11 protein-coding genes are annotated in these 14,121 nt (G+C 43.4%); 7 read left to right on the top strand and 4 right to left on the bottom strand.

The features are described 5' to 3' along the window. Window positions 1–176: 176 nt before the first annotated feature. From dapD to L3V25_RS07595, 7 genes are all read left to right on the top strand, one after another. Window positions 177–1,208: a 2,3,4,5-tetrahydropyridine-2,6-dicarboxylate N-succinyltransferase gene (gene dapD / locus L3V25_RS07625; RefSeq protein ID WP_237294801.1), complete on the top strand. Its 1,032-nt coding sequence runs from the start codon at window positions 177–179 to the stop codon at window positions 1,206–1,208. A gap of 289 nt (window positions 1,209–1,497) precedes the next feature. Beyond that, window positions 1,498–2,703 (top strand): nicotinate phosphoribosyltransferase, encoded by a 1,206-nt coding sequence (gene pncB, locus L3V25_RS07620; RefSeq protein WP_237294800.1) that lies wholly within the window; start codon window positions 1,498–1,500, stop codon window positions 2,701–2,703. Window positions 2,704–2,803: 100 nt separating this feature from the next. Then, window positions 2,804–3,940, top strand: coding sequence for a sugar diacid recognition domain-containing protein (locus tag L3V25_RS07615; RefSeq protein WP_237294799.1), 1,137 nt, complete (start codon window positions 2,804–2,806; stop codon window positions 3,938–3,940). A 178-nt stretch (window positions 3,941–4,118) separates the two neighbouring features. Next, on the top strand, window positions 4,119–5,480 hold the full coding sequence (locus L3V25_RS07610) for a GntP family permease (RefSeq protein ID WP_237294798.1): 1,362 nt from the start codon (window positions 4,119–4,121) through the stop codon (window positions 5,478–5,480). A gap of 21 nt (window positions 5,481–5,501) precedes the next feature. Then, window positions 5,502–6,647, top strand: coding sequence for a glycerate kinase (locus L3V25_RS07605; protein WP_237294797.1), 1,146 nt, complete (start codon window positions 5,502–5,504; stop codon window positions 6,645–6,647). A gap of 157 nt (window positions 6,648–6,804) precedes the next feature. Then, on the top strand, window positions 6,805–7,995 hold the full coding sequence (gene chrA, locus L3V25_RS07600) for a chromate efflux transporter (protein WP_237294796.1): 1,191 nt from the start codon (window positions 6,805–6,807) through the stop codon (window positions 7,993–7,995). An 81-nt stretch (window positions 7,996–8,076) separates the two neighbouring features. Beyond that, window positions 8,077–9,555 (top strand): O-antigen ligase family protein, encoded by a 1,479-nt coding sequence (locus L3V25_RS07595; RefSeq protein WP_237294795.1) that lies wholly within the window; start codon window positions 8,077–8,079, stop codon window positions 9,553–9,555. Between the two features lie 85 nt (window positions 9,556–9,640). Here L3V25_RS07595 and L3V25_RS07590 read toward each other — a convergent pair whose 3' ends face one another. From L3V25_RS07590 to L3V25_RS07575, 4 genes are all read right to left on the bottom strand, one after another. Next, on the bottom strand, window positions 9,641–10,639 hold the full coding sequence (locus tag L3V25_RS07590) for a tetratricopeptide repeat protein (protein ID WP_237294794.1): 999 nt from the start codon (window positions 10,637–10,639) through the stop codon (window positions 9,641–9,643). 103 nt (window positions 10,640–10,742) lie between these two features. Further along, the gene (locus L3V25_RS07585; protein ID WP_237294793.1) at window positions 10,743–11,696 is read right to left on the bottom strand and encodes a type II secretion system F family protein; all 954 of its coding nucleotides are present in this window, start codon (window positions 11,694–11,696) and stop codon (window positions 10,743–10,745) included. A 2-nt stretch (window positions 11,697–11,698) separates the two neighbouring features. Beyond that, complete coding sequence (locus tag L3V25_RS07580; protein ID WP_237294792.1) at window positions 11,699–12,664, bottom strand: type II secretion system F family protein; 966 nt, start codon at window positions 12,662–12,664, stop codon at window positions 11,699–11,701. Between the two features lie 13 nt (window positions 12,665–12,677). Further along, the gene (locus tag L3V25_RS07575; RefSeq protein WP_237294791.1) at window positions 12,678–14,114 is read right to left on the bottom strand and encodes a CpaF family protein; all 1,437 of its coding nucleotides are present in this window, start codon (window positions 14,112–14,114) and stop codon (window positions 12,678–12,680) included. Window positions 14,115–14,121 lie beyond the last annotated feature (7 nt).

Genomic DNA, 14,121 nt, shown 5'->3' with positions numbered 1-14,121 from the left:
TAACCATCCAATTCATTCAGGTATCGGTTTGTCCAAGCCATACCTGAATAAATTAAGCTTTGTTTTCAACTCGTAATCATTATACTTTCTTACCATTGGACTTATTTTTTATCTTATACCAATCACATGATTCGCGTGATTTGTATTAACCCCCTATAAATGGAGATTATTCAGTAATGGCACATTTCGCACTTGCCTTTGGTACGGCTACCAAAAACCGTGATGGTAAAATCATCGAAGCATTTTTCCCAAGCCCTGTATTAACCCCATCAGACGCTCTTGTTGCGGCAATTGCGCAAGTTTCAGGATATTCAGAAGGCAACCAAGCGATTGAAATCAGCAATGAGCTTGCTGGTGAACTATCGAATGCATTTGCAGCAAACGGCGACATTGCTAATGCTGATTTTGCAGAAAAAGCCGCTCAATCTTCTCAACCATTAGTATTAGTAGTTTTAGCAAGCGATGAGCAACCAAGCTCTGTGGCGGAAGGTTTCCTAAAACTACAACTGATCTCGCATCGTTTAGCAAAGCCACATGGCATCGTACTTGATGGTATTTTTGGTCTACTGCACAACATCGCATGGACTAACCAAGGCCCAATCGATCTACCTGAATTAGCAAGCCGTCAAATTGAAGCTCGCTTAAACGGCGAAACACTCACTGTCGATTGCGTTGATAAATTCCCGAAAATGGTGGATTACATTGTTCCTACTGGTGTTCGTATTGCTGATACATCACGCGTACGTCTTGGCGCACACGTGGGTGAAGGCACGACTGTGATGCACGAAGGTTTCATCAACTTCAATGCGGGCACAACCGGTGTGAGCATGGTTGAAGGTCGTATCTCTGCTGGCGTTATGGTTGGCGAAGGTTCTGATATCGGTGGTGGTGCTTCTATCATGGGTACGCTATCTGGCGGCGGTAAAGTAGTGATCTCAATTGGTGAGAACAGCCTACTAGGTGCCAACGCAGGTCTTGGTTTCCCACTAGGGGATCGTTGTACTATTGAGTCAGGTCTTTACATCACAGCTGGTACTAAAGTGACTATGCTTGACGTTTCAGGTAATGAAGTAGAAGTAGCCAAAGCGCGCGATCTCGCTGGCAAACCAGACCTACTATTCCGTCGTAACTCAGTAACCGGCAAGATTGAATGCTTGACCAATAAATCTGCGGTTGAGTTAAACAGCGAGCTGCATTCAAACAACTAATTATATTGGTGTTTGATAATAGCAAAATAGCTTTAGGGTTATACTAGGTTAAATGCCTATCAACCTGGGCGCTATAAAAAGCTGTACATCTTAACCAATTGAAATCCCGTCACTTTGGCGGGATTTTTTATACCCAAGACAAGGGAGGGTTACTATGATCTAAAAGCTTTTGGATCATCATAGGCCAAATACTCCAGTCGCTGTACAAACTCTATTTTTATGCGCGACTTTTTCAATTGAAGCGAGATCGAGTACACTACTCTGATAATCTCCTCATTAAATATTGTCTATGACCATTTCTTCTCGTACACCTCGCTCGCAACCGTTCATTACATCACTACTCGATACCGATGCTTATAAATTGCATATGCAGCAAGCAGTATTTCACCAGTATCCTGATGCTGAAGTGGTTGCTGAATTTCATTGCCGAAGCCAAGAAGATTTGCGTCCATATTTCGATGAAGTGTTGCAGCAAATCGATCACTTATGCCAACTGCGCTTTCAACCGGAAGAACTAGACTACCTTGCGCAACTCCCTTTCTTTGAAACCGACTACCTTGAGTACTTAGCGACATTTCGTTTTCAGCAAAGTAACGTTGAAGTCCGTAAAGATGGAGAACAGCTACAAATAACACTGCGTGGTAAATGGTTAGATGTGATTTTATGGGAAGTACCATTGCTGGCGATTATCAGTGAAATTAGAGGACGTAATCGTTACCCACAAGCCAGTGTTGAGCAAGCTTGTCAGCATTTACATCACAAGCTGAAATTACTCAAACAAGATCACCCAACCTTAGATATGTCTGGCTTCTCTTTAATCGACTTTGGTACGCGTCGTCGTTTCTCTAAAGCGTTGCAGGCTAATATTGTCGACCAATTAATCGAACACTTCCCTCAGTTTGATGGCACGTCCAATTACTACCTCGCCTTTAGCAAAGGATTAAACCCCGTTGGCACTCAAGCCCATGAGTGGTTTCAAGCGCATCAGCAATTAGCAGGAGAACTTGCCGACTCGCAACAATTAGCATTACATAATTGGATAAAGGAATACCCGGACACACTAGGCATTGCGCTGACCGATTGCATAAACATGGATGCCTTTTTACGCGATTTCACGCCAAGCCTTGCCAATACCTTTCTTGGACTACGCCATGACAGCGGTGACCCAATTGAATGGGGAGAAAAAGCGATTGCTCACTATAAGAAACTGGGGATTGATCCTAAATCGAAAGTGTTGGTGTTTTCAGATGGCTTATCACTTGCCAAAGCCATAGAGATCTACCAACATTTTGCCCAGCGTATTCAAACCAGTTTTGGTATCGGAACTAAATTAACCTGCGATATCCCGAATGTGGATAGCCTCAACATCGTACTTAAACTCACCGCTTGCCAAGGCAAACCCGTGGCGAAGATTTCCGATGAGCCAGGTAAAAGCATGTGTCGGGATGAAGCATATTTACAAGCATTGAAGCAGGCTTTTCATTTAGCAAGCTGAGCCATTATTTGTGCACATTCACAAATTTATCACTCCATCATGACGAAATAAGCCGACTAGGTTAGTGTTTTATTATACGCACTTTCCTATCGGCTTTTTTATGTACCTAGATACCCAACTCGCCCAGCAAATCGTTGATCGCACCATGGCAATCATCGATACCAACATCAACGTTATGAATGATCGTGGCATCATAATCAGCAGCGGAGAACCTGAGCGAATTGGGCAGTTGCACGATGGCGCTCTACTGGCAATCCAACATGGTGACACTACTGAGATTACTCAACAAACCAGTCAGAATTTAAAAGGCGTAAAACCGGGTATCAACCTAGTCTTAAAACATGATGACACTATTATTGGTGTGGTAGGCATCACCGGAAACCCTGATGAGATCCGCAACTATGCGGCTTTGGTCAAAATGACTTCAGAGATGATTATCGAACGGTCACTTTTGATTGAACAATTGCAATGGGATAAACGCCATATTGAGGAATTTATTTCTTCTTGGGTAAATAATGAATTAACCAAAGAAGCACTAGAAAGCTGGGCACAACGCTTGTCGATTGATATAGAACAACCGCGAGTTGCGGTATTAATTGAAATCAGCGAGAGCTCTAATCGCAACCAGCTCGATACCATCAGAAAAATCGTGGAACTGCTTGAATATCCTGAGCGTAGTAATCTAGTCGCCGTCGTTGCGATGAATCAAATCCTCGTTCTCAAACCATGCCAACAAGCCGCTGAACGTTGGGACTACACCATTGAAAGTAAGCGTATTGATCAGCTCATTCATAAGCTGCAACAACACGATATACACCAACTGCATATTGCACTAGGCGAATACTTTCCATCTGTCATGGACATGCCGCTATCGTTTCAAAGTGCTCAGCAAGTACTCACGCTAGGCAAACACTACCAACCGAAACAAACTAAGTACCTGTTTGAAGATCTCCGCATGCCAGTGCTGCTTTCACCATTAAAAGAAAACTGGCAAGGTGCACAATTATGTAATGCGATTGTTAAACTGAAAAGCCAAGATCGTTCTGGTCAATTAATCAAAACCTTATACAGCTTATTTGAACATCAAGGCAATCTATCCCAATGCGCTAATAGCCTGTATATCCATAGAAACACCCTACGCTATCGCTTAAATAAAATTGAAAGCATCACTCAAATATCGCCACATAACTTCACCGGATTAGTCGAACTCTATATTGCCTGTCAGATCACACAATGATCGAAAAACTAGTCAAACGAACAAAACCAGTGCAATTTATCGACATATAATTTGGTTAACTGTCTAAAGTAATTTTTGAAAACTTCATTGATAATAATAAAACTACGAGATCCCAACCCAAAATCGGAGAAACCGATCCTCTCGTAGCATAATAATTAAAACATGGAGTTGCCCTACGATGAGTCTGATATTAATCCTCTTAGCCGTAATAGCGTTTATCGTCATTACGACTACAAAATTTAAAATCCACCCTTTCTTAGCACTATTAATGTCTGCATTTATCGCAGCATTTGCCTACGGTCTACCCCCTGAATCCATTGCAAAAACCATAGCTTCCGGCTTTGGTGGCATCTTAGGTTACATTGGTTTAGTCATTGTGCTTGGTACTATTATTGGCGTTATTTTAGAGAAAAGTGGCGCAGCAATTACGATGGCAGATAGTGTCATAAAGTGTTTAGGACAAAAATTTCCAACTTTAACTATGTCTATTATTGGCTATTTAGTATCGATTCCCGTTTTTTGTGATTCGGGGTTTGTTATTTTAAACTCCTTAAAAGAATCATTAGCCAAACGCATGCAAACCTCTAGTGTTGCAATGAGTGTCGCGCTGGCTACCGGTTTGTATGCAACTCATACCTTTGTGCCACCAACTCCTGGCCCAATTGCAGCAGCTGGTAATCTAGGCTTAGAATCAAATTTAGGCTTAGTGATTGGTGTCGGTGTGTTTGTCGCGGCAGTGGCTGCCATTGCCGGTATGCTTTGGGCTAGCCGTTTCTCAGATGTAGAACCCGATGGTATTGAAAATGACGAACTAGCTCCGGCTGAAAATCAAGACTGGCAAGCGCTAAAAGCGTCATACGGAACGCTTCCATCACCAACTCAAGCTTTTGCACCTATTTTTGTTCCTATTGTATTAATCTGTTTTGCTTCTATTGCAAACTTCCCGAGTCAGCCATTTGGTAGCGGAAGTTTTCAAGCAACTCTAGCCTTTCTAGGCCAGCCTTTAACCGCATTGTTTATTGGCCTTTTATTAGCGACTCGCCTTCTAAAGTCAGAACAAAAAATCACTGAATTTAGCGAAAGAATTAGCCAAGGTATTGTGGCTGCTGCACCTATCCTACTCATCACAGGTGCTGGCGGTGCATTTGGTGCAGTTTTAAAAGCGACACCACTTGGCGAATATTTAGGGACTACACTCTCTACTTTAGGTGTGGGTATTTTCATGCCATTTATCGTGGCGGCTGCGCTTAAATCGGCGCAAGGTTCTTCAACCGTTGCCCTAGTCACGACCTCTGCACTTGTTGCTCCTTTGCTTGCTCAATTAGGCTTGGATTCAGAAATGGGTAGAGTGTTAACGGTAATGGCTATCGGTGCTGGTGCGATGACAGTATCTCATGCTAATGACAGCTTCTTCTGGGTCGTATCTCAATTCAGCCGCATGAGTGTAGGCTTGGCTTATCGCGCTCAAACCATGGCAACCCTAGTCCAAGGTGTAACGGCTATGTTGTTGGTTTACCTATTAAGCTTAGTGTTACTTTAACTTTTACTTTGAGGTCCTAGTATGAAAATCATTATTGCTCCTGATTCGTTTAAAGAAAGCTTAACGGCCAAGCAAGTTTGCCAAGCGATTGAAAGCGGGTTGAAACGAGTTTGGCAAGACGCTGAATATGTACATATCCCACTGGCGGATGGCGGTGAAGGGACTGTGCAATCTTTAGTCGATGCGACACAAGGTGAGATAATTGATTGTGCAGTAACAGGACCTCTTGGCCATCAAGTTGACGCTTTTTATGGTCGACTAGGTGGAGAGTTAAGCCACACCGCTGTGATTGAAATGGCAGCGGCAAGTGGTTTACATCATGTACCGAGTGCACAGCGTGACCCGAAAATCACCACCAGCTTTGGTACTGGCGAGCTGATTGCACACGCGCTAGAAAATGGGGCTAAGAAGTTGATCATTGGTCTAGGCGGCAGTGCCACTAATGATGGCGGTATGGGCATGTTGGAAGCGTTAGGCGTTAAGTTTCTCGACAGTAATAGCCATCTAATTTCAGGTAATGGTATTGGTCTTACGCAAATTAAATCGATCAATATTGATGGTCTACACCCTAAACTGGCCGATTGTGAAATCGTGATTGCCAGTGATGTGGATAATCCATTATGTGGAGAGCATGGGGCGACGGCGACCTTTGGCAAGCAAAAAGGCGCAACAGCAGAAGATACCAAATTGCTCGATAACGCTTTAAGTGATTATGCAGACTTAATTGCTTCTCAACTTGATCGACAAGTGAAAGATAAACCGGGAGCAGGTGCAGCCGGTGGGCTTGGTGCGGCTTTCTTAGGATTTACCTCTGCCACTTTAAAGCCGGGTATCGCGATTGTATTAGAAACACTATCGATTGAAGATCACCTACAAGATGCCGATCTGGTGATTACCGGTGAAGGTAGAATTGATTGGCAAAGCGCCCACGGCAAAACCCCAGTTGGCATTGCTCAAGTGGCGAAGAAGTTTGATCTTCCTGTAATCGCACTAGCGGGTTGTGTCGGCGATAACTACCAAGCGGTTTACGATCATGGTATTGATGCGGTGTTTGCTGCGATTCCAAGACCCTTTGATTTAGAAACCGCTTTTGCCGAAGCGGAAGTGAACATGGCTAACCTTGCCGAAAATGTAGCTAGAACAATCAAGATAGGAATGACAAGATAGAACAGGCAAAGCGGTTTTCGTTTCTCGATCCGCGCTTTTGGTTTATTCGAGCCACTAGCAGCGAAGCGCCCGAGATTCGAGTAACGATAAAACCCTTCATCCTACTGTCATAAACTATAGTCAATATACCCAAATATTTTCTTTATCATTTGTCTTCATGTTCGATTTATTCAAAACCTTCTTCCTACTCGGCTGGGTGAGCTTCGGCGGCCCAGCTGCTCATATTGGTTACTTTCGTACTGCGTTTGTTGAAAAGCGACAATGGCTCACCGAATCTGAATACGCTCAACTCATTGCCTTAAGTCAGTTTTTACCGGGCCCGGGATCTAGCCAAATTGGATTCTCAATTGGTTATCAGCGTGGTGGGCTTTTAGGCGGAATTGTCGCTTTTCTTGGCTTCACTACACCTTCTATCCTGTTAATGATCGCCATTGCTGCATTTAGCCAACAGTGGCTAGACAACGCTTGGATGCAAGGCGTTATTCATGGGCTTAAATTGTTAGCCGTGGTAGTAGTATTTGATGCAACTTACACCATGTTCAAGCAATTTTGCCAGCAAAGGCAACATCAAGCTTTATGTGTGATCACTGTCTGTGTGTGCTTACTTTGGCCCTCTGCCATTAGCCAAATTATTTGTTTAATTATCGCCGCTGGCATTGGTTATTTTTTCAATGTCACTTGTTCCCAAAATGCAGCGACTAAGCCCCCAGTAAGTAACACCTCAACAGCCGGATCAATAAACCTAACGCTATCAGCAAAATTGGCGTTAACACTGTTCGCTAGCTTATTCTTATTCGCCATTTTTTGGCCAACGACCAATGTGTTCACAAGCATGCTGCAAGACTTCTTTTCAGCTGGCAGCCTAGTATTTGGTGGTGGTCATGTAGTGTTGCCACTATTGCAATCGACCGTAGGTAGTCAATTAGCCAACGATACCTTTATGACAGGCTATGCCGCTGCTCAAGCGATGCCCGGCCCAATGTTTACCTTTGCCACTTATCTTGGTTATATGTTGCTACCTAGCATGCCGATTATGGGTGCGTTATGCGCCACTCTAATGATCTTTCTGCCGGGATTTTTATTGGTGATTGGATTATTAAAACAATGGCAGAACTTTAGCCAGCGTAGTCATGTACTACCTATGATCGCCGGCGTGAATGCTGCGGTGGTGGGTTTATTAATGGCTGCGTTGTACCAACCTATCTTTGTTTCAGCGGTTCACCACTCACTTGATATGGTGGCAGTAGTGATTGGTATTTTTGTACTACGTAGTCTCAAAGTTCCGATTATTGCTCTTGTTACTTCATTTGCGATTGTCGGCTGTGGCATCTCATTTTTAATAAATTAAATCCAGAATAAGAGCAAAAACATCACCTTAATAGGCTAGCCTTTCTATACTCAAAATAAAGCATAATCATCATGAGGCTCTATGAAAACGAGTGTGGTCTCCCCTTCATACATCAATATCGGCTATTACCCGCAATTTCTGCTGTCTTTGATTTTAGGAGGCAGCATCCTATTAAGCTTTACCCCCTATTGGCTCGATCCCACGACCTTATTTGATGCAAAACGCTTTTTCATTGTATTTTATTTATTACTCAGTGCACTGATGATCCTGTGCTCTTCCAGCCTACGAGAAGACATCATCCATTCATTGAGTAACCAATCTAGGTTAAGCAAATGGCTACTGTTATTGGCGGTAACATGCGCGCTCTTTGCCAACCTCACCAGTTTGTATTGGGTCAAATCTCAGGCCGTCTTTAGTTATGGATTGATGTTAATCACCGTGACCGCGTTACTGCGCAATGTCGTGATTCAAAACCGAGATGTCATTTTGCGTCTGTATATTTGGCTGACTTGCAGCATTTTCATGTCAGTGCTGCTATTTCATGGCATTGCGACCTGGCAAGGTGACATTCCTAACTACCGATACATTTTCAGTTTTGTAAACCCAAGAAACATCAACCACATTCAAGTTTGGTTGATTCTGCCTTTACTGTATTGGGCTTACCTACATAAAGAAAAGCAGCACCGAAAGCTGCCAAGATCTTGGATCTATTCCATTCCCGCGGTCATGCATTTCAGCTTATTGTTTGCCTTAGATGCTCGCGGCGCGTTTATTGCCAGTATGGGCGGGATCGTGCTTTGGATTATCCTCTCTCCCAATAAGATCGAGCATTTAAAATGGCTGGGCACATTACTCGCGCTAGGGCTATTAATTAAGTGGCTACTGTTTACCCCTTTACCCCAATTTTTTGTACAAGGCGTATGGCCAGAAGGACAAGGTGACATTCGATTAAGTGATTCAAACCGCTTAGCATTATGGAGCAATGCCAGCGCAATGATTTCTTTCTGGGGACATGGTGGTGATACCTTCGTTTGCAATAATGATGTGATTGCCCATACGACTCACAATTCAGTGCTGAATATTGCAATCGAATGGGGAGTTGTCGCGACACTATGTTACATCAGCCTACTACTACTGACCTTTTATCGTGTTTGCACCTGCGCTAATGAAAAGCTACAAGTTTTAGGGATTACGGTACTATCTGGCTTTGCTTACAGCTTAATTTCAGGAGTACTCAACACGCCGCTTAGCCAAGGCTTGGCGGTCATTTCCGTGGCTTCATTTTGGGCAATGAGCGCTGCTACACCGTTAACAACATCATCTACAGCCCCAAACCAGCAAGCTGCACAACCTTTCTCCAAGAGATTGACCATCATTAGCCATGGCGCATTAATTCTCTTATCAATTTGGGCTATCGTTTTTATCGGTTACAAAACCTACCAACGCATCGACAATAATCAATATCGCCATTTAAGCGTGGAATACTACATGCCGCAATTTTGGATAGAACATAACTGCATGGATGCCGAACCCAAATTGAAATCCCTTTCCTCTAAATAAAAAAATGCCTCTGGAAACATCGCAGAGGCTACTCAATGAATAAACAGCAATAAGGAATTAGGTAGTGCTTTTTACGCGGAAACTTCTATGCAGCACCCTTAGCGCGAATTTCCGCTAATGCGCGCGATAAATTATCATTCGCGAGTGGGTAGTAAGACGGCTTTTTATTAATAGCTTGCTTAAAGTAAGGAACTGATTGTTCTTGTTGTTGATTGAGCATAAGCAAATAGCCTACGTTATTTAACGCTTGGTAGTCTGGCATCACTCTCATAAACACATTCAATGCATTGGTCACTTGCCCCTGACGAATATAAATCAAAGCTAAATTATTCACCGCTCTTTGATTATCCGGCTGCATGGCAACCACTTGCTTGGTATAGAAAAGCGCTTGTTTGTACTCTCCCGCCATATAGTAGGAATAACCTAGATTAAGCTTGGCAAGACTCGATGAGGGTTCAATCGCTAATGCCTTTTGATAGTACGCCTGAGCAACCTCAACTTCTTGGTTTACATCAGCGAGGATCCCTAAACCAATGTAGGCTTGTAGTGGTGATTCGGTATCAAACTTCAATGATTCGACTTGTTCGACACTAACAGCATCTTTCCCGCGAGCAAAAGGTTCGGTTTGTTTTAAGCGAATTTGATCGGCATTAATCGAGCGATAGAAATACACTTGGCCGTCAGGTAAGTTGCCATTTCGGCTATATAAAACACCTAGTCTTTCAAGCGCAGCGGCATTGTTCGGATTCTCTTCCACCGCTCTTGTGTAGGCTTTTTCAGCTAACGGTATATTTCCTCTCGCCTGATGAATGTCACCAATAGTCATTAAGGTCTTATCGGCGAACTCTAAATCGTCAAACTCAAGCGAACGAATATATTCATACAAAGCTAAGTCCATTTTTTGATTGGCTAGCGCTCTGTCACCTCGGGTAATCGCTTCTGTTTCGGTTTTTGGCGCTTCACTAGAAGACAAGCTATCCACTGGCTTACCAGAATACAAAGAGTCATCAAAAGCACTCACAGGATCTTGCGAGCTGCAGCCTTGTAGTGCCACAACAATCATCATCACTATCCATTTATTCATGTTGCTCTCCTTAAATTGACGACTTAGATTTATCCCCAAAGTAGCTTCTATTTGAATTCACTTAGGTGTGGTTATTTATAGGTATAGTTATTTATAGATGTAGTTATTTAAATGCAGCCATTAAAGATAAAATTGCAGGGCCAACCGCGACAATAAAGAAGCATGGCCAGATAAATATCAGCATAGGAAATAACATTTGAGTCGGGATCTTGGCGGCAATTTCTTCCGCAGCTTGATTGCGCTTATCACGATAATCATCGGCATAATCTCGTAATGTTTTGGCAATACTACCGCCCACTTTATTGGCATGAGCCAGCATCGCCACTAAGCCACGGAACTCTTCCAGCCCAGTACGAGTGATCAGGCCATGAAAAGCATCCGGCATTTCCACCCCTGCTTTGATTTTGACGCACACGGTATCCAACTCATCCGCCAATTCTGGGTGAGAGATATAAAGCTCATCACTCACGCGGCGCAGCGATGCCACGAAGCCTAGTCCAGATTCAGTACAGACCACCAATAAATCCAACATATCGGCAATACCATTACGAATTTCTCTCTGCCTACGTTTAATTAAGCGATTCAAGGCGATATTAGGTAGAAAAACACCGGCTGCTAGTGCCGCAATCAATAGGGTAGGAATCGAAACATCCCCCCCCATAAAGATATAAACAAGTGCCGCGATAAATAAGAAGAAAAGAGAAGCGAATAGCTTGATGGCATAAAAATTAGCAACCGCCGTCTTTTGATAAAACCCAGCGTGCATAAGTTGATGGCGAACGCCTTCTTTTTCTTTCTCATTGGTAGGCAAAATGTAAGAAGATAAACTTTCTAATGTGTTGGAAACCTTAGGTGAATAACGAGCACTCGAACTCGCCGAATCTTGACCATTCACCGAAGCTAAACGTCGTTTGACGGAATTATGATGACCAAAAATCAGCATGCCACACGCCATCACTGCCATTATGGTCGCGAGCATAATAGCCAATAAAACCAACCATTCTCTTGAGGTATTATTGAGTTGTGAAAAATCAAAAACATTCAATAAGCTGTCCATAATCACACCTCGAAGTTAATGATTTTTTTAATCCATATTGAGCCAAGAAATAAGCTCACTACCCCAATGCTGACCATTTTGATTCCCGCTGGATCATCATAAAGAGGGTCAAGGTATTCTGGATTTAGAAAGGTTAAGCCGAGAAACAAGCCAAAAGGAGCTAGCACTAAGATCCAGGCAGATAAACGACTCTCGGCGGATAAAGTACGAATTTTTCGCGCCAATTTAAAACGAGAACGTAATACGATAGAGACTTTTTCAAGGTTTTCGGAAAGGTTACCGCCAGTCTCTTTTTGCAGCATTACCGCAGAAGAAAACGCCAGCATAGAGACGGTGGGTACTCTATCGGCCATTTGTAAGATCGCTAAGCGTAAGTCGTAGCCGTAGTTAAGTAGGTTAAAGGTATTTTCGAATTCTTCACTGATCGGCGCATCCATTTCGATGCCGACTTCATGAAAGGTTTGATTAAGCGGCTTACCGGCTTGCAGCATGCGACGAATAATATCTAAGGCTTCTGGTAGTTGCTCTTCAAATTTATTCAGTCTTTTGATGATTTTTTGTTGTAAATGAAAGTGCAGAACCACCCAAACACTGGCCATTGCCGCAATAATCAAATACCACTGAGCACCAACCAGTAGCAAAAATAAACCGAAGGCAATACTGATAATTAAGGTAACGATAAAAAGGTTACCAAAGCTTGAATTGATCCCCGCTAGCTCAACGCTTTTTTGTAAGCGAGCGATAAGAGGGAATTTAACTAAAGTGCGCTCAAATGGCGTTAAGCCTTTCAAGTATTGTTCGTTCAATAACGAGCGGCTTTTACTATCTAGTTTACTGCGACTCTCTTCCAGCCTTTTCACTAACTCAGAGTGTTTTGCTTTGCGACCAGCCGCAGGCAAGATCAGAGCTTGAGAAATAAAGAACACCGATAAAAATAGCAGTATAAAAAACATCCATAAATCTTGCATACCGCCTCCTCAACTAGTCGTTAAAAGTATCAATCGGTAGATCAATACCCCGTTTAACCAGTGCATCATGGCATTCAGGAATGATCCCCGTTGCCATATAACGTCCCTGCACATCACCTTTGTCATTCACCCCGGTTCGTACAAAGCGGAAAATTTCCGACATGGTGATAATTTCCCCTTCCATGCCATTAATTTCCTGAATACTGGTCATGCGACGCTTACCATCTTCTTGACGCTCCATCTGCACCACAATGTGAATGGCCGAAGCAATTTGCGAACGTAAGTTTTTGGTGGAAATCGTCCAGCCAGCCATAGCGAACATATTCTCAATTCGGCTTAATGCATCTCTAGGCGTATTGGCGTGAATGGTAGCAAGCGAACCATCATGACCTGTGTTCATCGCCGAAAGCATATCGACCGCTTCACTGCCACGCACCTCCCCGACGACGATTCGGTCAGGTCGCATACGCAGCGCATTTTTAACTAACTCACGCTGGGTAATTTCACCCTTGCCCTCTAGGTTAGAAGGTCGTGTTTCAAGGCGAATAACATGTGGCTGTTGCAGTTGTAATTCGGCGGAATCTTCAATGGTAATGATTCGTTGCGTTTCGGGAATAAAGCCAGACAGAATATTCAAGGTGGTGGTTTTTCCTGAGCCGGTTCCGCCCGAGATCAATACATTCAATTCACCTTTTACCGCGGCTTGAATAAATTTTGCCATTGGTGGTGATATCGAACCAAAGCTTAGTAAGTTATCCATCACTAAACGATCAACCGCAAAGCGACGGATAGAGACAGAAGGCCCATCAATCGCCAGTGGTGGAATAATCGCATTAACCCTTGAACCATCGGCAAGGCGAGCATCTACCATAGGTGACGACTCATCAATCCGTCGGCCAACCTGACTAACAATGCGGTCGATGATATTGCGTAGATGTTGATCATCTAAAAAGGTGTAAGGCGTTTGTTCTAGACGTCCATGTCGCTCCACATAAACACTCTTGGCGCCATTGACTAAAATATCCGACACCGTGTGATCATGCAGTAAAGGCTCTAGTGGCCCAAGTCCAAACACTTCATCTTCAATTTGTTTAATCACTCGTTTGCGCATTTCACTCGACATCGGGTGTGAATTATCGCTTGCCATCAACTGCGCTATCGCTTCTTGCAATTGCTGTTTACCTTGCTTTTCATCTAGGCTAGAAAGCAACGCTAAATCGAGGGTTTCGAGTAGTTTTTTATGGAAGTAGTGCTTAATTGCCAACTCTTTCTCAAGCTGCTTGCGCGTATGCAACATAGAGTCATCCGGCTCGACCGCAACACTCGGCGCTTCATCGACTTCAATATTTAACGCTATAGAAGGTTCGATGCGCTCATCTTCAACCGCGTTTATTTGCTGAGTCGCTTTATGTTTAAAATCTTGATTCACCTGGCTACGTTTAAAGAACATACCCACC

Origin of the sequence: Vibrio sp. CK2-1 (genome assembly GCF_021726515.1) — a bacterium.
Classification (GTDB): Bacteria; Pseudomonadota; Gammaproteobacteria; order Enterobacterales; family Vibrionaceae; genus Vibrio.
The sequence above is the reverse complement of the archived record's forward strand: the minus strand, read 5'-3'. Positions and strand labels throughout refer to the sequence as shown.